Origin of the sequence: Streptomyces sp. NPDC006691, from assembly GCF_042869955.1 — a bacterium.
Classification (GTDB): Bacteria; Actinomycetota; Actinomycetes; order Streptomycetales; family Streptomycetaceae; genus Streptomyces.
Genome location: NZ_JBIAGW010000036.1, coordinates 1 through 23,760, shown reverse-complemented (window position 1 = coordinate 23,760; position 23,760 = coordinate 1). Strand labels below are relative to the sequence as shown.

Below are 23,760 nucleotides of genomic sequence, written 5' to 3'. Positions count from 1 at the left end.
GGTCAAGAGGTGGGAGACGGGGCTTGAACGAGTGCAGGTCGGCCACAGCAAGGGTTTGCTCAGCGTCATGCGCCTCGAAGGTGCCCATGTGCTGGAAGCCGAGGCGGGTGGCGAGCTTGAGGGAACGTGCTCGACGACGCTACGGGGCCGCGGGCCACCGAGGTGGGCACGAACCTGTGGATCGGTCTGGGTTGTTCGAAGCCGGCGTGCCCGGATGCTTCCCGCTGTCGGAGGCCTTCCCGGCCGAACAGCCCGCCACGGAGGCGGCAAGCGGCAACGAGACAGCGGTAACAGTGATCCGGTGGACTGGCATGACGCACCCCCCAGGAGATGGTGTCGCGGGGACCGTACCGCTTCGCGGTCAACTGTCGTACTGCCTGAGGACGTAGACCGCACGACCGAAGGACAGGACGGGTCGGCTTCGACCGCCGTTCCTCGTGGTAGTCGGGGGTGTGCATAGACCGCGGCCGGATGCTGGACTGCAGACCGTGGCTCGCTGCGCGGCCGGGGGCGAACTCAACGCCGGTGGTGAGGCCGGAGACCTGTGTATAGGCGTCGAGCATGGCGTGACTCGCTCAGGAGTCGACGAGGCGTCGTTCTTACGCTCGTGATTGGGATGTTTTGCTTCCCGAGCGTGGTCCTGATCCGGCTGCGGTCGCTGTGCACGTTCAGGGGCAGGGCTGGGTGAAGGGTAGTTGTGGTAGGTAGCGTTGCCATTCGGTGCGGGTGAGGGTGTCGGGTGTGGTCCGGCAGATTCGTGTGATGGCGTGGTCCACGTTGGTGTCCAGCAGGTTGATGGAGTCGTCGCCGGCGGTGGCCAGGGTACGGCCGTCGGGACTGTAGGCAGCTGTGTCGATCGCGCCCGTGTGGCCGATGGACAGTGGTTCTCCTTGCGCGTGGGGGTTGTTGGAGTCGGTGGTGTCCCACGGGCGTACGGTGTGGTCGCCGCTCGCACTCGTTAGGGTTCGGCCGTCGGGGCTGTAGCCAACCCAGTAAACGGGGCCGGTGTGGCCGGTGAGCGTGGGGCCCAGCACTCTGGGGTGCTTCGGGTCGGCCAGGTCCCACAGCTGGATGGTGTGGCCGGCGCCGGCCGTGGCCAGCACCGCGCTGCGGGGGTGGAAGGCGGCCCAGAGGATGCCGCCGGTGTCGCCGGTGACGAGGGGCGGCTGGGCTGTGGGGCGGGTGGCGTCGCGCAGGTCCCAGACGCGGACTTTGTCGTCGGCGCTGGAGGCGGCAAGGAGATGACCGTCTGGGCTGAAGCCGGCCCAGTGGCTGGGGCTGATCTGCCCGCTCAGGGCGGGTGCTGCAGGGTGAGGGTGGGCGGGGTCGGTGGTGTCCCACAGTTGCAGGGTGTAGCCGGGCCCTTCGGTGGCCATGAGGTGGCCGCTGGGGCTGAAGGCCAGTGCGTGGCAGGGGGTGTTGGTGCCTGTTCTGATGGCTCCCAGGGGTCTGGGGTGTCTGGCGTCCGTGGTGTTCCACAGGCGGACCTCCCCGGTGCTGCCGGTGGCCAGGGTGCGGGCGTCCGGGGTGTAGGCGAGCGAGGTGACCGGGGTGGTGCTGGTGGTCAGGAGCATGCCTTGCTGGGAGGTGCGGTTGGGGGTGGACATGTTCCACAGGCGTACGGTCCGGTCGTCGCCGGCGCCGGCGAGCGATTGCCCGTCGGGACTGTAGGCCAGTGCAGTCGTGGGCCCGGTGGGGCCGGGCAGGGTGGTGGAGGGCAGGTCCCACAGGCGCGCCGTGTGGTCGTCGCTGGCGCTGGCCAGCGTGCGGCCGTCGGGGCTGAAGGCGAGCCAGTTGATGAACCCGGTGTGGCCGGCCATTGGGGGGCCCAGGGGGGTTGGGTGGCGCAGGTCGCTGAGGTCCCAGCGGCGGATTGTGTGGTCGGCTCCGCCTGTGGCCAGGGTGCGTCCGTCCGGGCTGAAGGCGACGGCGAGAATGGTGTCGGTATGGCCGGTCAGGGGAGGGCCGAGGGGGGTGGGCCGGGCGGGATTGGTGATGTCCCAGAGTCGGATGGTGCGGTCGTTGCCGACGCTGGCCAGGGTGCGACTGTCGGGGCTGAAGGCGACCGCGTAGACGACGTCCGTGTGCCCGGTGAGAGGTGACCCCCAGGCGGAGGGGTGGGACGGGTCGGTGATGTTCCACAGGCGGATGGTGTGGTCGTGGCCGGCACTGGCGACAGTCCGGCCGTCAGGGCTGCAGGAGGCCGAGGCCACGGAGTCGCTGTGGCCGGTCAGCGGGGCGGCGAGCGGGGCTGGCCGGGCGGGATTGGTGACGTTCCACAGACGGACGGTGCGGTCGTGGCCGGCACTGGCGAGGGTGTGGCCGTCGGGGCTGAAGCAGACCGAGAAGACGTAGTCGGTGTGGCCGGTCAGCGGGGCGCCGAGCGCGGTGGCCCGGCCAGGGGCGGTCACGTTCCACAGGCGGATCGTGCGGTCGCGACTGGCGCTGGCCAGGGTGTGGCCGTCGGGGCTGAATTGCAGCCAGTACACCCAACTGCTGTGGCCGGTGAGGGCGTTGCCGAGGGGTGTGGGGTGGGCGGGATCACTGGTGTCCCACAAGCGGATGGTGTTGTCGCCCGAACCCGTGGCCAGGGTGTGGCCGTCGAGACTGTAGGCAACGGCGTAGACCGCCTGGGTGTGCCCGCGCAGCGGCGTGGACAGAGCAGTATCGGCGGTGTCGAGAAGGCTGGTGGCTGTGTCCGTGGTGGGGCGGATGCGGTATGCGGCCAGGCGCAACTGTGCAGCCAGGGAAGGGTCGTTGGCGCGGAGTTGGTCGGCTTCGGCCATGGCCTGCTCCGCCACCGCCCAATCGCGCTGCGTGCGGGCGGTGGCGCGCTGGTTGAAGGCTACGACGGCGAACGTAGTGGCAAGGGTGGCCAGAACGGCCAGTAGGACGAGGGCCAGGGAACGGAGTCGTAAGCGGCGGCTCGCGGAGAGACGCTCATGGTCGCGCACTGCGAGCGAGGCGCCGAGGAACCGGTGTTCCAGCTCGGTGAGGTCACCGCGCCGTCCGGCGAACGTCTCCTGGGCCGTGGCCAGACGGGTGCCCCTGTACAGGGCCCCGGGGTCATCGTCGAGATTGTGCCAGTCCCGTGCAGCGTCGGTCAGCCTGCGGTGCTCTCGCAGGCGTTGACGATCCTCGTCGATCCAGGACCGCAAGCGGGGCCAGGCCGTGAGCAGTGCCTCGTGGGCGAGGTCGACGGTGCCCTCGCCGAGGGTGATCAGGCGCGCCTCGGCCAGGCGCTCGATCACCTCATTGCCGGGCGCGGCAGGGTCAGTCGCGTCGAGTTCCGAGCGTTGGATGAGGCGTCGGGTGTCGGCGGTCCCGTCACCCGGCGCCACCAGCCTGAGCAGAATGCCCTGGGCCAGCGCGGCCTGCGACGGAGTCAAACTGTCGTAGAACTTCTCCGCCGTCTGGGCGAGTGCGCCGCGGACACCGCCGGCTGCCTGGTATGCGGCCAGGGTAAGTGTGCGGCCCTTGCGGCGGCGCCAGGTCTCCAGCAGCGCGTGAGACATCAGAGGCAACGCGCCGGGCTCGTCAGCGGTATCGGCGATGACGCGGTTCGCCAGGACCCGTTCTACGACCCATCCCTCGGCCATGGCCGGTTTGATGACCGCTTCGCGCAGCTCTGTCCGGGTCATCGGGCCGACCAACAACGCCGCATCGCGTTGCGCTTCGACCAGGCCGCGGTGTTGCGCCCACCGGCCGTAGAAGTCCGCGCGGGTGGCGACCACAACCCGGAGTCGGTTGGCGGGGTCGCGGGCGGTGAGGAGCAGTTCGATGAAGGCACGCCGCTCCGCCGGTTCGCGACACAGCGTGTACACCTCCTCGAATTGATCGATGACGAAGGTCGCATCCTCACGCCCTCTGGTAGACGCGCAGCCCAACAACCGGGCGTGGGAACGCATGGGGTGGTGGCCGGGAGCGAGGATTCGAATGGTTCGCGGCTCCGCCGTGTTGCGGGATTTCTGGAGCACGGGGATCAGTCCGGCGCGCAGCAGGGAGGATTTGCCGCTGCCCGAGGGGCCGAAGACGCTGACGAATCGATGGTCGCGTACGAGGGCGACAAGTTCCGCGGTGAGCTGATCCCGTCCGAAGAACCGGTCGGCGTCGCCTACTTGGTACCGAGCCAGGCCCGGGTAGGGGGCGGGGCTTGTGGGGTCGGCGGCACGTTCGTCAGCGATCGCGTCGGCGGCTGCCTGCCAGCGCGTACGCCACGCTGCCGTATCGCCGCCGCATGCCTCCACGAAGCCCAATGTCACGGCGAGCGTGGGAAATCGCTCGCCGCCGGCCGCTTGTGACAACGCGGTGACGGAGTACGGCGCGCTCGCCGCCATCGTCCGGTAGGTGGGGGAACCGGCTTGCCGTCGTAGTTCGCGCAGCGCTTGCGCGAACACCCCGGCCGGCCCGGTGTCTGCGTTCACCGGTTTTTCGCGACGCCCCACGGCTCCCCCCGCCTCTGGGCACTTCCGAGCGCGAGCGACGCTACAACACCACTCACCTGCGGTGCAGGAGCATTCTCGGCCAGCCAGCGGCAGGCCGGGCACGAGCAGAGTTTTGTTTGCGCTGCCGGTACCGGGGTGCTGAACAATCTCTCGGTTGCTGAAATCGGCTCCGGACGAGGGGAGCAGCCCCGGCGCAGGTGCCGAGCGGCCGGCATCCCCTCCACGTCCGTGAACAAAGGAGAACCGCATGATCGGCAAAACCCTCTCCATCCGGGCAGGCATCGCAGGGGCATCCGCGGTGCTGGCCGTCATCGGCGCCGTCGCCCTGTCGGCGGGCCCCGCAGCCGCCGCACCGGCAATGGGTACTGCGGCCGTGACACCGGCGCACTTCACCTGCACTTACACCACTGACGAACCGCAACTGAGCGTTGGCAGTAGCCAGCACACCGCGGTCAAGCAAGCCCAGTGCCAGCTCAACAGCGTCCTGGACCGTCGCGTAACCGTCGACGGGATCTTCGGTAGCGGAACCAAGAGCGCGACCATCGCCTTCCAGCAATGCGCAGGCCTGTCCGCCGACGGCATCATCGGACCGAACACCTGGTCCGCGCTGGACAACTGGTGGCTGAACGACATCGACTGCCACAAGTAGCCGAGCTTCGCCGATCCCCGGCGGGTGAGAGCAACTGACGTCGCGTCCGGCCAAGGCCGATCCCTGCCGCCGGCCGGACGCGACCCCCGCTCGGACCATCCGCCCAGCACGACCGAATCCGCCTCTGTCCATCAGGAGGAACCCATGTCCTGCCGTTCGTCTCGTTCGACCGTGGCCCGATGGGGCATCGCCGTTCTCGGTTCCGCGGCCCTGCTGTGCTCCGCGACGATCACGGATGCCACTGCCGATACCCCGGCGGGGGCCTGCCGGTACGCCCCATGGAACAGTTGGCACACGCCGCCGACCGCAGCGGAAGTCGGCCAACTCCAGTGCGAACTCAGCTACGCGCTGACCAGCTACCACGGACCCGTGACGGGCATCTTCGATCCATCCACCCGCCAGGCACTGCGCCGCTTCCAAAGCTGTGACGGGCTTCCCGCCGACGCTGTCTACGGCCGGGCCACTCAGATGGAGCTGTACCGCGTCTACTCCAGTGGACCTCTCGTCTGCTGAAAACCAGTGAACCCTGACGCTGATGAGGCTCTGCGAAATTCCAAGAATCGCCATCAAGGCAAGACGTGTGGCACGGGGTCTGTGGGGCACCGAGGCCCGGCCGGCCATGTACGGCTCAACGCGGTGACAGCGCCTGGGGCAATGGTCGTGTGCTGAACTCCGCGGCACAGGACGTGGTGAGCAGGGTCAGTCCGGCCTTGGTCGTGCCATAGACCCCCATGTTAGGAACGGCGAACTGGCTCCACCGCGGGGTGTTGACGATCACGCCCTCGCCCCGAGCGGGCATCTTCGGCGCGAGCTCCGCGAGGAAGCGGACTGTAAGACGTTCGGACTAGCAATCCGCTTTGAAGATCGTGGCGTGGTGCAGGGTGCTCTTCGGATCGAGCTTTAGGGAATGTCCACGGGCGGCAGGGCGGGAGGGGACATGGGGGAGACGTCGACGGGCGGGAGGGGACCGAAGGGGTCGGGGGGGTCCAAGAAGGATGGTGGAGGGGCGGGCTCGGCGGGGTTCGCAGGGTCTGCGGGGTTGGGGGCGTTCGGTCCGATGTCGTCCGGCGGGGTTGGGCCGAACGCAGGCTGCGTAACGCCGATGATGGGGGTTGGCGCCGAGGAGCTTCCGTGATGAGAGTGGGCAATGATCAACACCAAGATCAGCAGCCCGATCACGCCGAACGCCGCCGACCCTGAACATCCCGGTGTACAAGGGGAGGGCGCTGGTTGCGTCGACTTCGGCCTCGGCGGTGTGTCGCCACTCGAAGTCGGTTTCGGCCGTGTGCCTCCGGGGGCAGTGCCGACGGCTCGGGGTGGTGTGGCGGCGCTGTTGCCCCGTCCACTCTTGGAATTGGCGCGTTTGGCCGCGCCGACTCCATAACTGTCGGCATTATTGGCGCCGGTTGGCGGGCTAGGAGGGTTTGGCAGGGTGCGATGGTGATTGTCGATCGGGCTGGATTGATCGGTGTCGCTGTGATGGTGATGGTGATGGTTGCTCTGGCTGGGCTGATGGTTGCCGCTGTGATGGTGATTGTCACCACCACTGTGATGGTGGGTGCCTCCACTGTGGGTGCCTCCACTGTGGTGGCCGCCACTGTGGTGGTGGCTGTCTCCGTAGTTGCTCCCCGAGAAAGAATCGCTCATCCCCCACCCCTGCTACTCGGCCGCGGGCCGGCGCGGTCGCTCCGCTGAGACGCGCGAGCGCGACGGCTGGTCCGGCCCGGCGCCGAAGCGTGGCCCGGCAACTCCAGTCCGAGGTGGGTTTTTTCCCGCTGGGCATGGTCAGAAAACGCGGCCACGAGAGACGAACGGTGCCGCCGACACCGCGCCGGAGCACGAATTCGGCTCGGCCGTAGAGTTGCCTTTTGATCTTCTTGATGCGGTTCACGGCACCCTCGATGCTGCCCGAGTTCCAGTCCAAGGTCAGCCCGGCTGACACAGCGTCGAAGTCTCGGTGCAGGTGGAGTGCGAAGCCGGTGAGACCAGGTAGCTGGCTGGCGTCGACTGCGGCGATCCAGGTGGGGAGTGTGGCATGGTCCACCTGACGGGGACTCAGTGACCGCCCCCGTCGGCATGTGGATCAAACACCGCTCGTCCACAGATTGGACATGACACAGATCACACGTCACCGCGCAGAGCACGCTTGCGATCGCTGACGGACATCGCGCCTGGTCGTGACACCTGTCATGTGAACACATGAAGCTAATCACTGCACAGGCGCAGACGCGAAGTGCAAAGATCTGCCCATGAACGTAATGGCAGAGCAAAATATGATTGAGGTCATAGAGCTGTGGCGGCGTTACGGACCACCGGGTGATGCCGGCTTCGACGCGGTGCGGGGGGTGGATCTGACGGTGTCACGCGGGCGGCTCCTCGCCCTGCTCGGAACGAACGGTGCGGGCAAGACCTCTCTGGTCGAACTCTTGGAGGGGCTCGCAAGGCCCAGCAGCGGGAGCATCCGTCTGTTCGGCGATCTCGATCCGATCCGCGACCGTGCCCGCATACGCCCCCGTACCGGCGTGATGTTGCAAGAAGGCGGTTTCCCCGGCGACTTGACGGTCCGCGAAACGGTCCGGATGTGGGCCGCCTGCACGACCCGCGCCCGCCCGTGTGACGAGGCGCTGGAAATGGTCGGACTCGCGGGGCGCGGGGGCGTGACAGTCAAGCACCTCTCCGGAGGCGAGAAGCGCCGCCTCGACCTGGCGCTGGCCACACTGGGCCGGCCCCAACTGCTCTTCCTGGACGAGCCCACCACGGGGATGGACCCCGAGGGCCGGCACGATGTCTGGCGCATCATCGAGGACCTGCGCGCGGGAGGCACCACGGTCGTGCTCACCACGCATTACCTGGAGGAGGCCGAACGGCTCGCAGACCAGCTGGCGATCATGCACGCGGGGCAGATCTCGGTCACGGGCACGGTGGCCGAGATCGTCGCCGCCCACCCCTCCACGCTCGGCTTCCGGCTGCCGTCCGCCCTCACCCCGGCCGACCTGCCCGGTCCGGCCGTGCTGCGCGCCGAGGCCAGGCTCGCCCCGGGCGGCCGGATCGAGCTGCGGACCGGCGACCTCCAGCACACCACCACCGAGGTCCTCACCTGGGCCCGTGACCGCCGGGTCGAGATAAGCGAACTCGCCGCCAGCTCGGCCTCGTTGAACGAAGCCTTCCTCCGGATCGCCGGTCAGAGTGCGAAGGACCCCGCATGAGCACCTCCAGCTCCCCCACCCCTTTTGGCGTCCCCGCTCCCTGCGGCTCCGTCACCACCGCCCCGGGGCACTTCGCCGCGCTGTCGCGCGCCGAACTCGCACTGTTCTGGCGCAGCAAGAGCAATCTGTTCAACGTCCTGGTCATCCCGGCCATGATCGTCATGGGCACCACGACGATCATGAAGCAGTTCGACCTCACCGGCGCGGGCCTCGCCATGGGCCAAGTCATGATCTCCACGTCGGCCGGCGTCGTCCTGGTCATGGCCTTGTACGCACCACTCATCGGCACCTACGTCCTGCGCCGCGAGGAACACGTCCTCAAGCGGCTGCGGACCGGCGAAGTCGGCGATGTCGTCATCCTCGCGGCTCCCGCCGTACCCATGGCCCTGGCCGCGCTCGTCCAGTTCGCCCTCATCTCCGGAGCCGTCGCGGCCGTGGCCGGTCTCGGCCTGCCGGCCGCCCCGCACCTGGTGGTGCTCGGCATCGTGCTGGGCACCGTCCTCACCGCCGCCGTCGCCGCCCTCAGCACCGCCGCCGCCCGCACTGCGGAGAGCGCCCAGGGCATCAGCACCATCGGATTCCTGCTGCTCCTGCTCACCTCGGGCACCCTCGTCCCGCTGGAGACGCTCCCCCCGGCGTTCGGGGCCGTCCTGCGCTACTTTCCGCTCACCCCGGTCATCGAACTGGTCCGAGCCGGCTGGAGCGGCCGCGGCGCGGACCCCTCCCACGCCTTGACATGCGTCGCCGTCCTGCTGGCCTGGACGCTCCTCTGCACCTGGGCCGCCCACCGGCGATTCCGCTGGGAGCCGCGCACGTGACCTCTGACGTTGAGCCGGTCAGGCACATGACGTTCGCCGCGGACCCCGCGACCTCGCACGCGACCTCCGGCGTGGACCCGGCCGCGCCCCCCTCGGCGCGTTACCAGACCGACGTGCAGCGGGCTACGACCCACACGCGCTGGATGCTCTGCTTGATGCCGCGGCTGCTGCTGGCCTCCCTGTTGTGGCCGCTGCTCGCCCACCCGACCACGGCGGACCCGGCGCACCTGCCCGACGGCATCGGATGGATGGTCGCCGCTGTCACCGCCGTGCAGGGGCTCGGTGCCACCACGACGATCGCGTACGGCATCGGCCGCGCCGGGCGCTCGGCCGTCCTCCTCTCCGCCATGGCCGCGTTGACCGTCCTCGAACTGTCCCTGCTGCCCTGGGCGTACGACATCGGCCCGATCGGCCATACCCGTGGCCTGATCCTGGCCTCCATCCTGGTGGCCCTCCCTCTGGCCTTCGCCCTGTCCCTGGTGCTGACGCAGCTCCCTACCTCGCGCTGGCGCTCGCGCAGTCCCTCGTTGCGGGCGCCCTGGCGATAGCCGCCGACCGGGCCACCGCCCCTGCCGTACTCGTCTTCACCGTCACGACCTGGGCGACCATCAGCACGCTGATGCGCTCCTCCGTTTGGTTCCTCATCGGCCGCAACCTCTCGGTGATCGCCCTCAAGGCCGAACTCGCCCAGCGGCTCTCCCATGACCCGAGGGCGCAGTCCGAGATGGGGCAGGTGCAGCGTCTCACCCGCGGCCTCCACCACGAGATCCGCGAGGTCGTCAACGGCTACCGCTCCACCGACCTCGCCACCGAACTCCAAGGCGCCCGGGCCATCCTGGAGGCCGCGGGCATCGCATGCCGGATCCGGCGCCGACGGCAGCGGTCCTGACCCAGGAGGCCCAGACCGCACTCGGCTGGGTCGTGCGCGAAGGCGTGACCAACGTTCTGCGCCACTCCCAGGCCGCCACGTGCACCGTCGAACTCGCCGACGCCGCGGATGGCCGTATCCGCCTCGACCTCGTCAACGACGGGACCGGCCAGCAGGCCGGGTCGCCCCTCGGCAACGGTCTCGCCGGGCTCGTCGAACGCCTCGCCCCACTCGGCGGAACCCTGCGCCACGGCCCCGCGACCGCCGACACCTACCGACTCACCGTGTACCTACCCACAGGGAGCAACTCATGATCCGCGTACTGCTGGCCGACGACGAACACCTCATCCGCGGCGCCTTCGCCGCCCTGCTCTCGCTGGAAGAGGACCTGGAAATCGTGGCCGAGGCGGCCACCGGCCCTGACGCGATCACGATGGCCCTGCAGCACCAGCCCGACGTCGCCCTCCTCGACCTCCAGATGCCGGGCAAGGACGGAGTGGCTGTGGTCGAAGAGCTCACCCAAACCCTCCCGTCCTGCAAAACCATGATTGTCACGAGCCATGGCCTGCCCGGCCAGCTCAAGCGCGCCCTTACCCATGGCGTCAGGGGCTTCGTCCCCAAAACAGTCTCCGCCCACGACCTCGCCACCATCATCCGCAATGTCCACTCCGGCAGCCGCTACATCGACCCCGTCCTCGCCGCCGACGCCATCAGCGCGGGCGCCTCTCCGCTCAGTGCCCGCGAGACCGACATCCTGTCCCTCTCAACCGACGGCGCCCCGATCGAGGAGGTGGCCGAACGTGCCGCCCTCGCGCCGGGAACCGTCCGGAATTATCTGTCCTCGGTCACCACCAAACTGGGCGCCGAGAACCGCCACGCAGCAGCCCATCTAGCCCGCCAACGCGGCTGGATCGACTAGCGTCCTGCGCCCAAGACGCCGTTGGCAGAAGCGTGTCTGCCAAACGTTCGGCATTCCAAGATTTTCGCAGGCGTTGGTCAGGCTGCTTGGTTTCGACCCGGCTAGGCAGGTTCGCTTGGATCAGTCGGTCGTTGGACCGGGTGTGCCCTTGACCGATGCGCAGTGGGCGCGGATCGAGCCGTTGCTCCCGGACCGGACCCGAAGCGGAGCGGTCGCTGGCGGAACCACCGTGAGGTGATCGACGCGATCGCCTACAAGTTCCGGACCGGCACGCAGTGGGTGCACTTGCTGGAGAAGTACGGCAACTGGCGGGGCGTCCACAACCGGCTGCGGATGTGGGCGGTGGACGGAACGTGGGAGCGGGTGTTCACCACCCTGGTGGCCCGGGCCGATGCCGACGAAGACCTGAGGTGGGCACTGTCGGTGGACTCCACGATCGTGCGGGCTCACCAGCACGCTGCCGGGGCCCGCAAGAGGGGGCACCGGCAGGCGAACCGCACGACCACGCCATCGGCCGCCCCCGCGGCGGACTGACCACCGAAATCCACCTCGCCGCCTACGGCCGCTGCCGGCGCTTGGCCTTCCACCTCACCGCCGGCCAGGCCGGCGACGCACCTGCCTTCACCGAGGTGCTGGCCGGCCGGCGCGTTCCCCGACAGCGCATCGTCCGCGCACCAGACCGGACATGGTCCTGGCCGGCCAGGCCTGCTCCTCCCGCGAGATCCGCGATCATCTGCGCAGACGCGGCATCCGGGCGGTGATCCGGTGATCCCGGAACGGGCCGACCAGCAGGCCACCGCCGACGGCGCGGACCGGCCGGCGGCAGACCACCGGCCTTCGACCACGAGGCGTACAAGCAACGCAACACCGTCGAGCGGTGCATCAACAGGGCTTGGTACTGGTGAGCTCGCGTATTCAACTGTCGCGAGTATTGCTGGCCAAAGCGTCGGTGCGGTCACTGTGTGTTGGGGTGCCGCAGGTCATGATCTGTGCTGGCAGCTCCTCGCGTTCTGGCCGTTGGTGGATAACCTGCCCTCATGCCGCTGAACGTCCCCAAAGAGATCAAGCGTGTGAACAAGCAGGTCCTCATAGAGCTGAGTTCGAAGAGCGAGCGTCTCAACCTCGGCAGGGGACGCGAGCCTGGATGGCTGGATCAGTACCTGGCCGACGATGTGACGGGGTCTCTGCGAGCGATCCTTCTTGAGCGTCCTCCCAAGCCCTGTTATCGCTGCCTCGTCCTGATCAAGCGGGCCGACCGGGAAGCCGAGCACTTCCTGCTCGACGTGCTGCCGGAGGATTTCGACCGGCTTGAGGACATCGTCGGCGAGGATCTGCTCACGTTCACGCGCTGGGCGTTGTCCCAGGTCCCGTTGAGTCCTCTTCCTGCGGAGTAGCAGGTTCATCCGGCGGACCGCAGATTCAGGTACTGCTCTGTGGGGTCCAGCCGGGTGGTGACCGCCAGTGGTCTCCGGCGGCGTATCGGCTCCAGGTGCCTCCGGCCTCGGACGCGAGCTTGGCCGTGGTGACCCGGTGATAGCCGAGAGCCTCAGCGACGACCGGCGCGGGCATTTCCAGAACGTGTTGCCGGATCCCGGCTGTGCGGCCAGCCGTGGTCGGGATGCCGATGTCGTTGATGAGCGCGGCAAGAGCGTCGGGGTGCATCGGTTCTCCGGCCCGGCGGCCGGGGAACAGCCACCGGGAGGCGTGGTTGGTCGCAGTGTTCATGTTGTCCCGGCTGCTGATCCAACGATCTAGCAGTTCCGCGAGCGGTTCTGGCACTGGGGACGGCGGTTCGCCGAGGCGGAGAAACGTCTGGTCGTTGCTGTGGCCGACATCGTCCAGGGTGAGGCGCACGACTCGGCTGAGTGGTTGGGCATAGAGCAGGACGATCACGCCCGCGACCCGAGTACGAAGCGGCAGGTCTGGGTCGGTGAGGAGATGCCCGATCAGTTCCAGTCGTTCGGGCTGCGGCATCGGGGTGGCCCGGCGGATGTGGACCGGGGGCAGCCGGAAGGGCCGGATGAGCTTGCTGGCCGAGCACCAGAGCAGGAAGGCTCGCATGGTGTTGCGGGTGTACTCGTTCTGCTCGGTGTGCCAGGCGTCGATGCCGGTCTGACCGCAGGTGCCAAGGGTGTGATCACGGGCGGAGAGCCAGGTGAGGAAGGCTGTGGCCTGCTTAACCTGGTCAGCGGCATGTCGACGGGCTGCCGGTGTGATCGGCTTCTTCTGGCTGCTGGTCCGTAGGCGTGGGAGCACTTCCCAGGTGGCGAACCGGCGGATGACCTGAGCGTGGTCGGGGTCAGGAATGTCGGCGAGGTGGCCAATGAGCCATCGTTCGAGCGAGCAGATCCGCTTGTCGACGGCGGGTAGGACACCGCAGGACATGAGTAGTTCCCGCAGGTGGGCGGCGGCCCGCCAGGGTTCGAGGCTGTGGAAGGCTTCGTGGGTCAGCTCGATGTCGCCGGTGGCGAGTCGGCGTAGCCAGTCGGCGGTGGAGTCGGGGCGTTCCTTGTTCCGGTCGAGCCAGGCGAGGCCGGACAACGGGCTGTCCATGGTGCGGAGCAAGTCGGCGAGCGGAACGAGTTCGGGGCGGATGCGGCCGGTGCCGTCGTCCAGTAGCTGGGATAGCCGGTCGGCAACGGTGCAGCGGGTGCAGAGCCGGCCTCCGTGCAGCTTGCTTTCCTCTCCGCAGCGGGAGCATCGATAGGACATCATGAAGCCCGCGCAGTCGGAGCAGATCGGCGTGCGGTCGCTCGGACGTAGGCCGGGAAGAGCACGCTCGACTCGGCATTCGGGACAGGTTCCACGAACGCAGAGAGCTTTGTCGTGGCAGGTGCGGCAGACATAGCCGTCGGGCCAGCGGGCGGCGAACCAGCCGTGGCGTTGACAGCGGGCGCACGTCCTCTTGTGCCAGCGTTCGCACTTCTCGGGGGTGTAGGCGGGGCTCACTCGTCAGGAAGGATTCGGGCCGGTCGGGGCCGCAGCTTCGCGACCGCCGTCGGCAAGGCAGGGAGATCACCGGTCGCGGTCTTGCGGACTCCGGCGTTCTCGGCGGTCGTGGTGACCAGGTCTGCCGGCGTGCAGGAGAAGATGTCGCAGAACGCGGCCAGGACCTGGAGCGACAACCGCTCGGGGGTGCCGGAGACCAGTCGGTGGACCTGGGAAGCTGACAGTTCGATGCCGCGGTCGCGTAGTAGCGGCACCAGCTCGGTGGTGGTGAACATGCCGTGAGTGCCCATCAGTTCGCGCAACTTCCACGTGTAGCCGACCTTGCGTTTCACCTCTGCCTCCCGGCCTGGCTGTTCAGGGCGGCGGCAATGGTGCCGTCCAGATGTCGGCGGAGTGTGCGGGTGCGGAAGTCGGAGCTCACACAGGTGTAGATCGCGGTCGTGCTTGCGTGGTCGTGACCGACCTGCTTCTGGACGAACCGCGGGTCCCAGCCGGCCTCGATCAGATGGGTGACGTAGGACCTGCGGAAGGAATGGAAGTCCAGTCCCTCGTCCAGGCCAAGGGCCTGACGGTAGGTGATGAACCGGGAGTTGAGCCGCTGACAGCCGATCCGCAGTCCGCGCTCGGAGGGCCAGGCGGCCGGGTTCCCTTCGCCTCCGAACAGTGGCCGGACCTCGGTGAACCACTCGTCCAGGATGTCGGGGGCCCAGTCCCAGACGGTCAGCACTGTGCGTCGCTTGGGCGGCGAGCCCTTCTTGGCTTTGCCGAACCGGACGCGGCATAGACCGAACTCGCCGTACTCGGCTCCGTGAGGGTTGCGGCCGAAGTCAGCGGCGTCCAGCATCCGTGTTTCGTTGCGTCGCGTGCCGAAGGCGTACGCGGTCTTGAACAACGTCGCGTCGCGGAACGCGGGCAGCCAGCCCTTGCGGCCGAAGGCCCGGATGCGAGCCACCTCGTCGTCGCAGTGGGCAAAGAAGGCGTGCAGCTCGGCCTTGGTGAAGGCACGCTTCTTCGCATCGGATTCGTTGTCCTGGACGTGCACCGCAGTGTTCCACTCGTGCACGATCTGGACCGGATGGGAGCCGAATCGCTCTTCACACGTGGTGGCCCATTCGTAGAGGGGGTCGGTGGCGAAGTGGCAGAAGGAGCGGATGGCCCCGGAGTACGAGCGGATCGTCGAACGCTTCAGATCACGCAACGAGCGCAGGTCACCGAGCCATTCATCCACCATGGCCGGCGTCCACTGCCAGGGGAATGCGTTCACGTGGGCGGTGAACGCCTTCACCGTGTTCTCCCGTCCCTCGACAGTCGAGCGGGCCAGGTTCCGTGCGAGTTGCTGATTGGCGAATCCGCCCAGCATCGCGGAGAAGACCTGTTCCTCCGGCCGCAGCAGTGCGACGCCGTCCGTCAGGTGCAGTCTCGCCGCCCCCCGGGACCGTCCCGTTGAACCTCACTGTCCACCACTCTCCGTAGCTCGCATCCAATGCGAGAAAACCGCATCGGATGCGAGTCGGGGGCGAAATCGCAGGCCGCCCATCCGGACGAGTGACAGCGGCTGGCCATCGGGGCTCGCCAGCCGCTACCGTCGCGCGACGCAACGGAGCCCGACGCCCCTGTTCAGCGACGCGTCGTCCGCCCTTGCTGGTGCAGACACATCAACCGTCGCCAGTTCGCATCCAATGCAATTGGCGGCAGTTGGAACATCGGTACAGCCATTGACGCCAAGCACTTGATCATGGTTGCGAGCTGAGCGTTGTGGCGTCCGGCCGGGGGCGGGGGACGTCGGCGTTCTGGAGTGTGGCGAAGTCGGCGTGGGCCGCCTCGATGGCCTCGGGGTACACCTCCCGCTTCTCGTGCACGGCGAGCGCCCGGTAGATGCTCCCGAGGCTGGGGTTCTGCCCCTTGCGCTTGCCGGTGGCGATCCACAGATCGGGGCGGATCTGCTCGACCGACTCCCCGAGCGCCTTCCGGCGGAGCACGGTGTGCAGCATGTCGTCGGTGATCACCTGGGGCCTGCCGCCGTGCTTGCCCTTGCGGGCCGCGGCGTCGAGCCCTTCGAGCGTGGACTCGCGGATGTTCTCCCGCTCCGTCTCGGCCATCGCGGCGAAGAACGCGAACAGCAGCCTGCCGTGCCGCTGGGGTCGTACGACCCTGCCAGGGGCCCGGCGAGCATCTCCAGGACCAGGCCGTGGGCGGCCAGGTGGTCGGCGAGCGCGGTCAGTTCGGCGGCATCACGGCCGAGCCGCTTCATCTCGTACATGGTGAAGATGACCCGGCAGTGCGGGGCGTGGGCCTTGATCTCGCGGGCTGCCTGGAGCGCTGCCTCGAACTGCGGACGCACCCGCACCCGGGTACTGATCTTCTCGCTGAAGATTTTGTCGCGCGGGATGCCGCGCCCCGCGAGTGCGTCGAGCTGCGACTGTGTCTTCCTCCGTGGTGTGTGGTGGTCGTTACCCGTGTTGGTGCGGGTCGGTTGAATGGTCTGAGACGCGTCGGCGGGTGCGGAGTTCGGCCTCGGCCGTGACCGCCAGGGCGACGACCGTCAGCAGGGAAAGCAGTACCCAGGCCGGGGTGAAGCTGCTGGTGAGGTCGACCAGCAGGCCGAGCACGGGCGGCACCGTGACGATGGCGATCTGGTTGACGGACATAGCCAGACCCAGGGCAAAGCCGGTCTTGCCCGGTGGAGCCGCTTCGGTGATGTAGGCGACCCACGGGCCGTACCAGCCGAATCCGAAGAAGCCAAGCCAGACGAAGACCCCGGAAGCGACGATTGGTGCCCGCCCGGCCGGTGTCATCAGCACGACCAGCCCGGCGATCACAGCAACCATGCAGACCAGCACGACGGCATAGCGCCCGGAACGGCTCCGGTCGCTCCAGGCCGCCAGACATATCCGGCCCGCAACGCCCGCACCCTGTGATGCCACCAGGATCAGGGCTGCCTGTCCGGTGTCGACCGATGACGCCTGGTGAAGGTGGAGCACCGTCAGGATGCCCACGCCGCACTGCACCGAGATCAGGCTGGTCCCCGACAGCGTGATCTTCACCATGGACGGTTCACGCAGCATGCGCAGCCGGCGCGAAGCTGCGCCGCGAGCGCTTCTGACGGTTCCCCGCTCCGCGGGGCAGGAACGGCGGGCGGCTGACGGTAGCAGCCCATGAAGAGGCCGGCACCCAGCAGCGCGACGAAGCCGCCAGTCAGCAGCGTCGCCCGCCAACCGAACTCCTCAGCGACGAGCGGCAGTACGGCCGAGGCGAGCGCCGCCCCCAGCGGCAGCCCGGCCTGCCGGATACCCATCGCGAACCCGCGCTGTGACGCGTCGAACCAGGAGGCCACCGACTTGCTCCCGCCCGGCTGAACGGTGCTGTACCCCGTACCGACCACCAGGAGCGCGACCAACAGGGCCGTGTATCCCGGCGCCAGACTCCCCGCGCCCAGAGCCAGCGCGACCACGCTGGCCCCGATCCCCACCACCCATCGCTCGCTGTAGCGGTCCAGTAATTCGCCGGCCACCAACAGCCCGGCCAGCGGCACGATCTGGGCCGCCGAAACCAGCAGACCCAGCTGCGCCGTGCTCAGGCTCAGGGCGCTCTGCATATGGACGCCGAGTGCCCCGATGCCGCCCACGAAGAAGCCGGAGGCAGCCTGGGTGAAGGTGGCGATGCCCAGCACGATCCAGCGATAGCGCCACGGGTCGCGGGCCTGGGATCCGTGGCGTCTGGCGGTTTGTTGTGTCATGGCGACCACACTGTTGTAATAGTCTTATGATGCTCAACCCTTACGGTGAGGATGCGGTGAACCTGGCTGCGGACCTGGCCAACCGCCGGCCTGAGAGCGCGGATGAGCTGGCAGACCGCTGCCGCGCCGCCGGGCTCGTGCTGGAGCGCCGGGTGACAGCAGACGATCTCGGCCGCGCCCTGGCCGCACTGGACGCCTGGGAGCGGATCGTCGACGCCGCCGAAGAGCAGGAGCGCGCCGATCTGCTGAACCGGATGCTGGCCGAGGCCGCCGCCTACCCGCGGCTGGTCTCCCACCCCGGTACCGGCTGGCATCTGCACTATCGGGACGCTGAGCAGCCGGTCGGCTCCGTACTGCTCACGCTGTTCGCGGTCGGTACCGCACTGCATCTGGCGGGCCGGGGCATGCACCGGCTGCGGCGCTGCGAAGTGATCGAGTGCGTCAGGGCCTTCGCCGACACCTCGCGCACCGCACGACAGCGCTACTGCTCACAGCGCTGCGCCAATCGCGACGCCGTCCGCAGGCACCGGGCGCGAGCTGCGGTCAACTGACCAGCTGCCGAGGTCGATTCATCGGTGCCCCCACTGTCCGCCTCCGGCTAACCGGGCACAAGGCGGCCCTGCTCGACCGGATCGCCGTCGCGGAGGGCCCCGGAGTTGCCGTCCAGGCAGAGGAATCCCGCGCACCCGCCGCCCAGCCGCGGGCAGAGGGCACCGCGTAGCCCGGGTCAGTCCAGGGCGCCGTCGTCCTCGTCCAGCTCGGGCGCGTCCGGGTCGCGCAGTGGGCGCAGGCCCTGGGTCGGAGTGGAGGGGGTGAAGCTGTAGCGGCCCGGGACGTTGAGGTTCTTGAACTTCAGCGGGGACAGACGAGCGACATCCGCATCGCTGATCTCGTGGCTCTCGGCACGCAGCTGGGCGACCGAAGCGTCGATGTACTTCGTCGTCCAGAGCACGACGGCATTCAGCACCAGGCCCAGCGAGCCGAGTTGGTCCTCCATGCCGTCCCGGTACGCCGGTTGGTGCCGCGCTTGCCGTGGCAGATGTCCCGGGGCATGGACGTCAGGACCTTGGAAAGAGAGCGGGACTCCAGGAGTTCCTCGATCCTCCCAGCCAGGAGTTTGCGCTGGTCAAGGACAGCAGCCAACGATCCGGCCAGGCTCGGGACGATCAGCGCTGCCGCCTCGGTAGCCGGAACGGTGACGGTCTGCTCGTCCAGGGCGGTGAAGATCTCCTCGACCAGTCGCTCGGCCATCCGCGGGGCCTTCGGCCGTAACAGCGTGACCAGCCGCCGCCATCCGGCCTTGTGGATCTGGGCCGGTGAACCGAACCGCTCCAGCAAGGCCAGCACCGCCGGGTGCTGCAACCGAGGCCCCAGCACCCGTTCGAGCGAAGGGTGGTTTGGGTCAGCAGGCCGTGGAGCCGGTTCGCGACCCTGGCGGCCCCGCCGGCCAGGTCGTCGTCGAACCCGACGGTCATCTACAGCTCGGCAATGGTCTCGTCCCCGCCGTCGATCGCCCGCAGCGTGTGCGGCATCGCGCGGGCCGCGTCCGCGATGATGAACGCGTCCTTCGCGTCCGTCTTCGCCTCACCGGGGTAGAGGTCGGCAATCCGACGCATCGTCAGCCCTGGAAGACAGGCGACCGCGCAGCCCATGTCGCGGGCGATGGCCAGCGGCAGGGCGCCGATCGAGGCCGGCTGATCGACAACGACCAGCACCGTTCCGTGCCTGGCCTGGAGTTCCGCGAAGAGCTCGCGGAGCTTGGGCCCGGTGTCGGGCAGGCGCTTGTCGAAGGCTTTCTTCCCGGCCGGTTTGACGGCGGTGGCGTGGTGTTCGCCCTTGCCGACGTCCAGACCGAGGAAGACGTCGATGTGGCCGGTGTCGATCACGTGCAGGCCCCTCCGGTCACGCTTTCGTCCGGCCTTGCCGGGGCACCGAGCTGCCACATCCACGTTACGGAGAGCTCTTCCGGCCCGGGTGAAGCCGGTGCTCCAGCCCCTCATCAGCGGTCCGTCGATGCCCCGGACCCGGTGACACCCCCGGATCATCAACAACAGGAGGGGGGAAGTCATGCCGGACCCGAAGGCCGACGGCCCCGTCGCGGAGCCACGAAGTCGGTAACGGGGGGGAGCGTGGTCAGGGCCCTACTGGGACTCGGGGAACGAGATTTTCCTGGCGTGGTGATACCAGGCTACGAACACCGTCAGGACGGCGGCACAGCCGCCGAGTGTCATGACGGTCGAGGGGGCGGAATGGTCGATGACGATGCCGCCCATCAGTGCTCCGGTGGAGAAGGTGGCCTGGAACGACGCTGTGAACACGACGGAGGAGGCCTCGGGGGAGTCGGGGTTGGCTTTGGCGAACCAGGTCTGCGAGCAGACCGGCACGGTGCCGTAGGCGATGCCCCAGACGATCAGCAGGGCGACCGCAACCAGGTCCCAGCGGCCGAGCACCGGCAGCAGCAGGGTCACGGAGGCGATCATCGCCGCGGCCGCCGCGAAGGTGGCCCGCGGGTACCGGGTCACGGCGGACCCGCCGAGGAAGTTGCCGACGATGCCCGCGACTCCGTAGATGAGCAGGTAGACCGTGATGAGTCGGGAGCTCACATGGGTCACCTGCTCCAGGAAGGGGGTGACGTAGGTGTAGGTGGCGAAGTGGGCCAGGACGATGAGAAAAGTCAGCGCCAGGGCGAACCGGGTGTTGATGCCGCGGAACATGCCGCTGAGCACCTTCAGGCGGGTCGCCTGCATGGCCGGGAGCGCGGGCACCGCCAGGAGCAGCATCACGAACACCGCGATGGTGAAGACGCCCATGACGAGGAACGTCGTCCGCCAGCCCGCGATGTCCCCGATGAATGTGCCGAGCGGGACGCCGAGCACCGAGCCGAGGGGCACTGCCGAGAAGATCACCGAGGTGGCCCGGCCCGCTTGCTCCGCCGGTACAAGCCGGACGGCGAGCCCAGCCCCGATGGACCAGAAGCCGCCGATGGTGACACCCACCATCATCCGCGAGATCAGGATCATCCAGTAGCTCGACGCCGCCGCAGCCAGGAAGTTGGCGAGCGCGAGGAGCAGGATGAACGCGCCGAGCATCACCCGCCGGTCGATCCCCGCGGTGACCACGGTCACCACCGGCGCGGAGATCGCGGCGAGGAAGCCGGGCATGGTCATCATCAGCCCGGCCATTCCGTCCGAGATGGTGAAGCTGGATCCGATTGATGTCAGCAGACCGATGGGGAGGATTTCAGTGGTGACGATCGCGAAGATTCCCATCATCACCGAGATCACGGCCAGCCAGGAGACCAGAGGGGAACGGAGAGTGGGTGCCGCTGAGGCTTCGCCGGAGGTGGTGGTTGCTGTGGACATCAATCCCGTCCTGTGTTGGGTATCGCATGCGGTGTGATCACTAGTCCAGCAGGGACGGCCGCCGGCTTCTGGCGGATTCTCGACACCAACAACAGGCATCCCGGGTGATGTCGAGCTTTCGCGATGTGCCCCTGACGGCCGAAGATTGGGTGTCCTTTCTGGTCGGGGGTGTGCGGGTGGCGGCGAAGAGGCGCACCCGGGACTGCTGGGGCCCTGCTGCCGGTGCGTCGGCCTGCCGGCTGCTTCGCCAAGTCGACGAAGGGGGAGGCCGGGCCCGTGAGGTGCCGCAGTGACGGGGAGGCAGGCACCGGCCCTCAAGATCTCCGGCCGCAGTACTGCTCCGGGGGCGTGATACGCACTTCGAGGTGTGAAGGGCCATCCACGTCCTGCGAAAACCCGCGTCCCTGCGCTGAACCACTTCGATGGTGATCCCGGTCTCCTCACGGATCCACGCCAGGAACTCACGCCCCGCGCTACCCCTGATCAGCCCATAGATACCGCAGCCGCGGAAACTTTCCCGCACACCGGGCGAGAAGCACCGCAGGACCGTCGCGGTCATTGACATTCGCCGGGCTGACATACACGGCCAGGACCAGGCCGAGCGTGTCCACCAATAGATGGCGCTTGATACCCAGAACCTTCTTGCCGCCGTCGTACCCATGCCGGCCACCACGCTCGGTGGCCTTGACGCTCTGGCTGTCCAACACCCCCGCACGCGGCGTGGGTTCACGCCCCTGACCTGTGCGTTCGCGGGCATGCAGGACGGCGAGAATCTCTTCCCAGCGGCCTTCGATCCGCCATATCCGCCCGTAGTGGTACACCGTCTGCCACGGTAGAAAAATCCTGCGGCAGTAATCGCCAGGCGCAGTCGGCCCGCAGCCAGTAGGCGAGGGCATTGATGAGCTCACGCGGCGAGTGTGTGGGCGAACGGCCACCTGGCTTCGGCGGTGGCACCCATGGCGCGAGCACCGCCCACTCACCATCGGCCAGATCCGACGGATACGCACATTGACCAGCCATCCCCACCTCCCCGAAACGCAACACCCCCCAAATCGCCTGCCCTGAGCGGGACTTCTGAGACACCCAGTACTGATCTTTTCGTAAGTTCGGTGGGTGTGGTGGGTGGATGGTCAGGCCAGTGTGGGTGAGGAATGACCAGGGGAGTTGTGGGTTGTTGTTGATGCGGTGGATGCCTTGTTCGGTGGCGTCGGCGACATCGGCGAGGTGGTCGCCGGCGAGGTTGGCGAGTTCACGTTTCTTGATGGAGGACCACAGCAATTCCACTGGGTTGAGCTCGGGTGCGTAGGCGGGTAATCGCTCGAGTGTGAGCCAGTCCTGCTGGGCGACCCAGGCCCGCATGGCCCGGCTCCAGTGAGCGGACAGGCCGTCCCAGACCAGAACCACGTTCTCGCCGCGGTAGAACACCTTCATCTGCTCCAGGACCTCGATGAGTCCGGGAGTGTCGTAGCTGCCGGGTTTGAGATGGAAACACAGTCGTGCCCCGCGTTCGGGGTCGGTTGAGTGGTAGCCCAGGGCCTCGGCCATCGACGCCCGCTTCCAGTTCAGGCGGTGCCGAAGGAGCGGGGTCCGTCCTCGGGGTGCGTAGGTGCGACGGACTTGCGGCAGGAGTGAGACGCCTGATTCGTCGAGGAACACGATCCAGGCACGTGTGTTCACCGCCCTTTTTTGATCCGCGGCCACTCGTGTGCCACCCAGCGGGCGATCTCCGATTCGTCCCGCTCCACCGCCCGCCGCTCGGGTCGCTGCAGACTCCATCCCAGCCGGCCTGTCAGCAGCCGCCACACTGATGCCCGCGACAACACCACCCCCGTCACCCGGGCAACGACCTCTCCGACACGTTCCAGAGTCCACAGGTCGGCCTCGAAACCATGAGCCAGGGCACCTTGCTCCAACGCGGTCCGAACTGCCTCGACCTGGGAGTCGTCCAGCTTGGGTGGCCGCCCGGAAGATGCCAGCCGCCGCAACGCGGAAGCACCGTCCTTCTCCCACACCCGCCGCCATCGCCGCACGCTCTCGGCACACACCCCGACCGCCCGCGCGATCTCCGCATTCGAGACACCCTCCTCGAACAACTCCACCGCCTGAACGCGACGCCCTTCCGCCAACTGCGGCCGCGACAAGGGAGGAAGAGACGACCCGGCGGCCAAAGGCGAAGGTTGATAAGCCATCCCGACAGCGTCCCACCTACACCGCCACCACACCCACCGAACTTACGAAAAGATCAGTAGAGGTCTGGATCTCTGATGGGCCGGGGCGGCGTTGTCCAGCCCAGGGCAGGACGTGTGTGGTCCGGTCGGTGCCGTGGTGAACAGCCACTGCGTGAACGGAATGGAGCAGCTTGTTCCCGGAAGGCGGGGCGACGATCATTCGGTCATGAGACCCGAAGTGCAGACGTTCGTTGCTGACGGACCGCTTTCCGACTGGGGTGCGAGCGAGGAAGAGATCGACCGGCGTGAACGCCAGCTGACGGCAATCTCGCGTCCTGTCACGTCCGAAGAGGCCGCTGCCCTGGCTACTTGCTTTGGCCCCGACGACTGCTACGGCGTCGCCTGGACGCTCGTGCATCTGATCGAGACGGATCCCGGCGCGGTGCCGCAGTTGAAGGACCCCGGTCCGGAGGCCGGCGATTGGGCTCAGGTTCTGTGGTCGCGGTGGGGAGGCGAACACCCCGCGGCTTGACGGCTTAAGAGGCCCTAACAAAGGCGTTGGACGTGGCGGTGGGTGATGAGGCAGGTGGCGAGGCCGAGGAAGGCTTCGTGGATGTCGTCGCGTCGTTCCCACCGGATC

At 68.0% G+C, this 23,760-nt stretch carries 25 protein-coding genes and 5 pseudogenes; 13 read left to right on the top strand and 17 right to left on the bottom strand.

Going from position 1 to position 23,760, the window contains the following annotated elements:
- Positions 1–668 precede the first annotated feature (668 nt).
- Entirely contained in the window at positions 669–4,424 is a 3,756-nt protein-coding gene (locus tag ACFYNP_RS36975; RefSeq protein WP_388791701.1) for a WD40 repeat domain-containing protein, read from the bottom strand.
- A 268-nt stretch (positions 4,425–4,692) separates the two neighbouring features.
- Between ACFYNP_RS36975 and ACFYNP_RS36970 the strand changes: the two genes are divergently transcribed.
- Positions 4,693–5,094, top strand: coding sequence for a peptidoglycan-binding protein (locus ACFYNP_RS36970; RefSeq protein ID WP_388791699.1), 402 nt, complete (start codon positions 4,693–4,695; stop codon positions 5,092–5,094).
- Between the two features lie 144 nt (positions 5,095–5,238).
- Positions 5,239–5,607: a peptidoglycan-binding protein gene (locus ACFYNP_RS36965; RefSeq protein ID WP_388791697.1), complete on the top strand. Its 369-nt coding sequence runs from the start codon at positions 5,239–5,241 to the stop codon at positions 5,605–5,607.
- Between the two features lie 115 nt (positions 5,608–5,722).
- Here the strand turns inward: ACFYNP_RS36965 and ACFYNP_RS36960 are convergent.
- A pseudogene (locus tag ACFYNP_RS36960) lies at positions 5,723–5,908 on the bottom strand (hypothetical protein); the annotation flags it as partial.
- A gap of 723 nt (positions 5,909–6,631) precedes the next feature.
- A complete protein-coding gene (locus ACFYNP_RS36955) occupies positions 6,632–7,138 on the bottom strand; it encodes a hypothetical protein (protein ID WP_388791695.1) in 507 nt (168 codons plus the stop codon).
- Between the two features lie 229 nt (positions 7,139–7,367).
- Between ACFYNP_RS36955 and ACFYNP_RS36950 the strand changes: the two genes are divergently transcribed.
- The 8 genes and pseudogenes from ACFYNP_RS36950 (at position 7,368) to ACFYNP_RS36915 (ending at position 12,299) form a co-directional block, all read left to right on the top strand.
- Positions 7,368–8,300, top strand: coding sequence for an ABC transporter ATP-binding protein (locus tag ACFYNP_RS36950; protein WP_388791693.1), 933 nt, complete (start codon positions 7,368–7,370; stop codon positions 8,298–8,300).
- On the top strand, positions 8,297–9,118 hold the full coding sequence (locus ACFYNP_RS36945; protein WP_388791691.1) for an ABC transporter permease: 822 nt from the start codon (positions 8,297–8,299) through the stop codon (positions 9,116–9,118). The genes ACFYNP_RS36950 and ACFYNP_RS36945 overlap by 4 nt, the downstream gene beginning before the upstream one ends.
- Entirely contained in the window at positions 9,115–9,666 is a 552-nt protein-coding gene (locus ACFYNP_RS36940; protein ID WP_388791689.1) for a hypothetical protein, read from the top strand. Before ACFYNP_RS36945 ends, ACFYNP_RS36940 begins: the two co-directional genes overlap by 4 nt.
- 71 nt (positions 9,667–9,737) lie before the next feature.
- Complete coding sequence (locus ACFYNP_RS36935; RefSeq protein ID WP_388791687.1) at positions 9,738–10,007, top strand: histidine kinase; 270 nt, start codon at positions 9,738–9,740, stop codon at positions 10,005–10,007.
- A complete protein-coding gene (locus ACFYNP_RS36930; protein WP_388791685.1) occupies positions 9,974–10,300 on the top strand; it encodes a hypothetical protein in 327 nt (108 codons plus the stop codon). Before ACFYNP_RS36935 ends, ACFYNP_RS36930 begins: the two co-directional genes overlap by 34 nt.
- Positions 10,297–10,905 (top strand): DNA-binding response regulator, encoded by a 609-nt coding sequence (locus ACFYNP_RS36925; protein WP_388791683.1) that lies wholly within the window; start codon positions 10,297–10,299, stop codon positions 10,903–10,905. The genes ACFYNP_RS36930 and ACFYNP_RS36925 overlap by 4 nt, the downstream gene beginning before the upstream one ends.
- A 142-nt stretch (positions 10,906–11,047) precedes the next feature.
- Positions 11,048–11,807: pseudogene (locus tag ACFYNP_RS36920) on the top strand (IS5 family transposase); the annotation flags it as partial.
- A 135-nt stretch (positions 11,808–11,942) separates the two neighbouring features.
- On the top strand, positions 11,943–12,299 hold the full coding sequence (locus ACFYNP_RS36915; protein WP_388791681.1) for a hypothetical protein: 357 nt from the start codon (positions 11,943–11,945) through the stop codon (positions 12,297–12,299).
- Positions 12,300–12,324: 25 nt separating this feature from the next.
- Here ACFYNP_RS36915 and ACFYNP_RS36910 read toward each other — a convergent pair whose 3' ends face one another.
- The 7 genes from ACFYNP_RS36910 to ACFYNP_RS36880 all read right to left on the bottom strand — a co-directional run bounded on the left by ACFYNP_RS36910 (position 12,325) and on the right by ACFYNP_RS36880 (position 17,590).
- Positions 12,325–13,854 (bottom strand): hypothetical protein, encoded by a 1,530-nt coding sequence (locus tag ACFYNP_RS36910; RefSeq protein ID WP_388791679.1) that lies wholly within the window; start codon positions 13,852–13,854, stop codon positions 12,325–12,327.
- Positions 13,851–14,186, bottom strand: coding sequence for a helix-turn-helix transcriptional regulator (locus tag ACFYNP_RS36905; RefSeq protein WP_362301629.1), 336 nt, complete (start codon positions 14,184–14,186; stop codon positions 13,851–13,853). Before ACFYNP_RS36905 ends, ACFYNP_RS36910 begins: the two co-directional genes overlap by 4 nt.
- Positions 14,183–15,214 carry a tyrosine-type recombinase/integrase gene (locus tag ACFYNP_RS36900; protein ID WP_388791677.1) on the bottom strand — a complete coding sequence of 344 codons (1,032 nt, stop codon included), beginning with the start codon at positions 15,212–15,214 and terminating at the stop codon, positions 14,183–14,185. The genes ACFYNP_RS36905 and ACFYNP_RS36900 overlap by 4 nt, the downstream gene beginning before the upstream one ends.
- Before the next feature lie 373 nt (positions 15,215–15,587).
- The gene (locus ACFYNP_RS36895; RefSeq protein WP_388418533.1) at positions 15,588–15,953 is read right to left on the bottom strand and encodes a hypothetical protein; all 366 of its coding nucleotides are present in this window, start codon (positions 15,951–15,953) and stop codon (positions 15,588–15,590) included.
- Positions 15,857–16,228 (bottom strand): recombinase family protein, encoded by a 372-nt coding sequence (locus tag ACFYNP_RS36890; RefSeq protein ID WP_388791737.1) that lies wholly within the window; start codon positions 16,226–16,228, stop codon positions 15,857–15,859. Before ACFYNP_RS36890 ends, ACFYNP_RS36895 begins: the two co-directional genes overlap by 97 nt.
- Positions 16,229–16,304: 76 nt before the next feature.
- Entirely contained in the window at positions 16,305–16,901 is a 597-nt protein-coding gene (locus ACFYNP_RS36885) for an MFS transporter (protein WP_388791675.1), read from the bottom strand.
- Entirely contained in the window at positions 16,895–17,590 is a 696-nt protein-coding gene (locus ACFYNP_RS36880; RefSeq protein WP_388791673.1) for an MFS transporter, read from the bottom strand. The genes ACFYNP_RS36885 and ACFYNP_RS36880 overlap by 7 nt, the downstream gene beginning before the upstream one ends.
- 26 nt (positions 17,591–17,616) lie before the next feature.
- On the opposite strand from ACFYNP_RS36880, the gene ACFYNP_RS36875 reads away from it, so the two are divergent.
- Positions 17,617–18,141, top strand: a complete 525-nt coding sequence (locus ACFYNP_RS36875; protein WP_388791671.1) for a CGNR zinc finger domain-containing protein — start codon at positions 17,617–17,619, stop codon at positions 18,139–18,141.
- A 176-nt stretch (positions 18,142–18,317) separates the two neighbouring features.
- Here the strand turns inward: ACFYNP_RS36875 and ACFYNP_RS36870 are convergent.
- From ACFYNP_RS36870 to ACFYNP_RS36860, 3 genes and pseudogenes are all read right to left on the bottom strand, one after another.
- A pseudogene (locus ACFYNP_RS36870) lies at positions 18,318–18,643 on the bottom strand (Tn3 family transposase); the annotation flags it as partial.
- Positions 18,638–19,473 (bottom strand): annotated as a pseudogene (locus ACFYNP_RS36865) (IS110 family transposase); the annotation flags it as partial. The pseudogenes ACFYNP_RS36870 and ACFYNP_RS36865, both read right to left, overlap by 6 nt.
- Before the next feature lie 258 nt (positions 19,474–19,731).
- On the bottom strand, positions 19,732–20,862 hold the full coding sequence (locus ACFYNP_RS36860; protein ID WP_388791735.1) for an MFS transporter: 1,131 nt from the start codon (positions 20,860–20,862) through the stop codon (positions 19,732–19,734).
- On the opposite strand from ACFYNP_RS36860, the gene ACFYNP_RS36855 reads away from it, so the two are divergent.
- Complete coding sequence (locus ACFYNP_RS36855; protein WP_388418642.1) at positions 20,750–20,989, top strand: hypothetical protein; 240 nt, start codon at positions 20,750–20,752, stop codon at positions 20,987–20,989. The two genes, ACFYNP_RS36860 and ACFYNP_RS36855, sit on opposite strands and share 113 nt — an antisense overlap.
- Before the next feature lie 436 nt (positions 20,990–21,425).
- Here ACFYNP_RS36855 and ACFYNP_RS36850 read toward each other — a convergent pair whose 3' ends face one another.
- Genes ACFYNP_RS36850 through ACFYNP_RS36840 form a run of 3 tightly spaced genes read right to left on the bottom strand, consistent with a single transcriptional unit; the run spans position 21,426 to position 23,141 of the window.
- Positions 21,426–21,773 carry a transposase gene (locus ACFYNP_RS36850; RefSeq protein ID WP_388791669.1) on the bottom strand — a complete coding sequence of 116 codons (348 nt, stop codon included), beginning with the start codon at positions 21,771–21,773 and terminating at the stop codon, positions 21,426–21,428.
- Positions 21,679–22,728 (bottom strand): transposase, encoded by a 1,050-nt coding sequence (locus ACFYNP_RS36845; protein WP_388791667.1) that lies wholly within the window; start codon positions 22,726–22,728, stop codon positions 21,679–21,681. The genes ACFYNP_RS36850 and ACFYNP_RS36845 overlap by 95 nt, the downstream gene beginning before the upstream one ends.
- Positions 22,626–23,141, bottom strand: coding sequence for a winged helix-turn-helix domain-containing protein (locus tag ACFYNP_RS36840; protein WP_388791665.1), 516 nt, complete (start codon positions 23,139–23,141; stop codon positions 22,626–22,628). Before ACFYNP_RS36840 ends, ACFYNP_RS36845 begins: the two co-directional genes overlap by 103 nt.
- Positions 23,142–23,346: 205 nt before the next feature.
- On the opposite strand from ACFYNP_RS36840, the gene ACFYNP_RS36835 reads away from it, so the two are divergent.
- Positions 23,347–23,652 (top strand): hypothetical protein, encoded by a 306-nt coding sequence (locus tag ACFYNP_RS36835; protein ID WP_388791663.1) that lies wholly within the window; start codon positions 23,347–23,349, stop codon positions 23,650–23,652.
- A gap of 14 nt (positions 23,653–23,666) precedes the next feature.
- Here ACFYNP_RS36835 and ACFYNP_RS36830 read toward each other — a convergent pair.
- Positions 23,667–23,760, bottom strand: a pseudogene (locus ACFYNP_RS36830) (IS5/IS1182 family transposase); the annotation flags it as partial.

Bases quoted from the DNA above. Each gene is read 5' to 3' on its own strand.
- ACFYNP_RS36970 (WP_388791699.1), top strand. From the start codon at position 4,693: ATGATCGGCAAAACCCTCTCCATCCGGGCAGGCATCGCAGGGGCATCC.
- ACFYNP_RS36965 (WP_388791697.1), top strand. From the start codon at position 5,239: ATGTCCTGCCGTTCGTCTCGTTCGACCGTGGCCCGATGGGGCATCGCC.
- ACFYNP_RS36950 (WP_388791693.1), top strand. From the start codon at position 7,368: ATGATTGAGGTCATAGAGCTGTGGCGGCGTTACGGACCACCGGGTGAT.
- ACFYNP_RS36945 (WP_388791691.1), top strand. From the start codon at position 8,297: ATGAGCACCTCCAGCTCCCCCACCCCTTTTGGCGTCCCCGCTCCCTGC.
- ACFYNP_RS36935 (WP_388791687.1), top strand. From the start codon at position 9,738: ATGCGCTCCTCCGTTTGGTTCCTCATCGGCCGCAACCTCTCGGTGATC.
- ACFYNP_RS36930 (WP_388791685.1), top strand. From the start codon at position 9,974: ATGCCGGATCCGGCGCCGACGGCAGCGGTCCTGACCCAGGAGGCCCAG.
- ACFYNP_RS36925 (WP_388791683.1), top strand. From the start codon at position 10,297: ATGATCCGCGTACTGCTGGCCGACGACGAACACCTCATCCGCGGCGCC.
- ACFYNP_RS36915 (WP_388791681.1), top strand. From the start codon at position 11,943: ATGCCGCTGAACGTCCCCAAAGAGATCAAGCGTGTGAACAAGCAGGTC.
- ACFYNP_RS36900 (WP_388791677.1), bottom strand. From the start codon at position 15,214: ATGCTGGGCGGATTCGCCAATCAGCAACTCGCACGGAACCTGGCCCGC.
- ACFYNP_RS36895 (WP_388418533.1), bottom strand. From the start codon at position 15,953: ATGGCCGAGACGGAGCGGGAGAACATCCGCGAGTCCACGCTCGAAGGG.
- ACFYNP_RS36885 (WP_388791675.1), bottom strand. From the start codon at position 16,901: ATGGTGAAGATCACGCTGTCGGGGACCAGCCTGATCTCGGTGCAGTGC.
- ACFYNP_RS36880 (WP_388791673.1), bottom strand. From the start codon at position 17,590: ATGACACAACAAACCGCCAGACGCCACGGATCCCAGGCCCGCGACCCG.
- ACFYNP_RS36875 (WP_388791671.1), top strand. From the start codon at position 17,617: ATGATGCTCAACCCTTACGGTGAGGATGCGGTGAACCTGGCTGCGGAC.
- ACFYNP_RS36855 (WP_388418642.1), top strand. From the start codon at position 20,750: ATGGTCATCATCAGCCCGGCCATTCCGTCCGAGATGGTGAAGCTGGAT.
- ACFYNP_RS36860 (WP_388791735.1), bottom strand. From the start codon at position 20,862: ATGATGGGAATCTTCGCGATCGTCACCACTGAAATCCTCCCCATCGGT.
- ACFYNP_RS36845 (WP_388791667.1), bottom strand. From the start codon at position 22,728: ATGGAGTCTGCAGCGACCCGAGCGGCGGGCGGTGGAGCGGGACGAATC.
- ACFYNP_RS36840 (WP_388791665.1), bottom strand. From the start codon at position 23,141: ATGGCTTATCAACCTTCGCCTTTGGCCGCCGGGTCGTCTCTTCCTCCC.
- ACFYNP_RS36835 (WP_388791663.1), top strand. From the start codon at position 23,347: ATGAGACCCGAAGTGCAGACGTTCGTTGCTGACGGACCGCTTTCCGAC.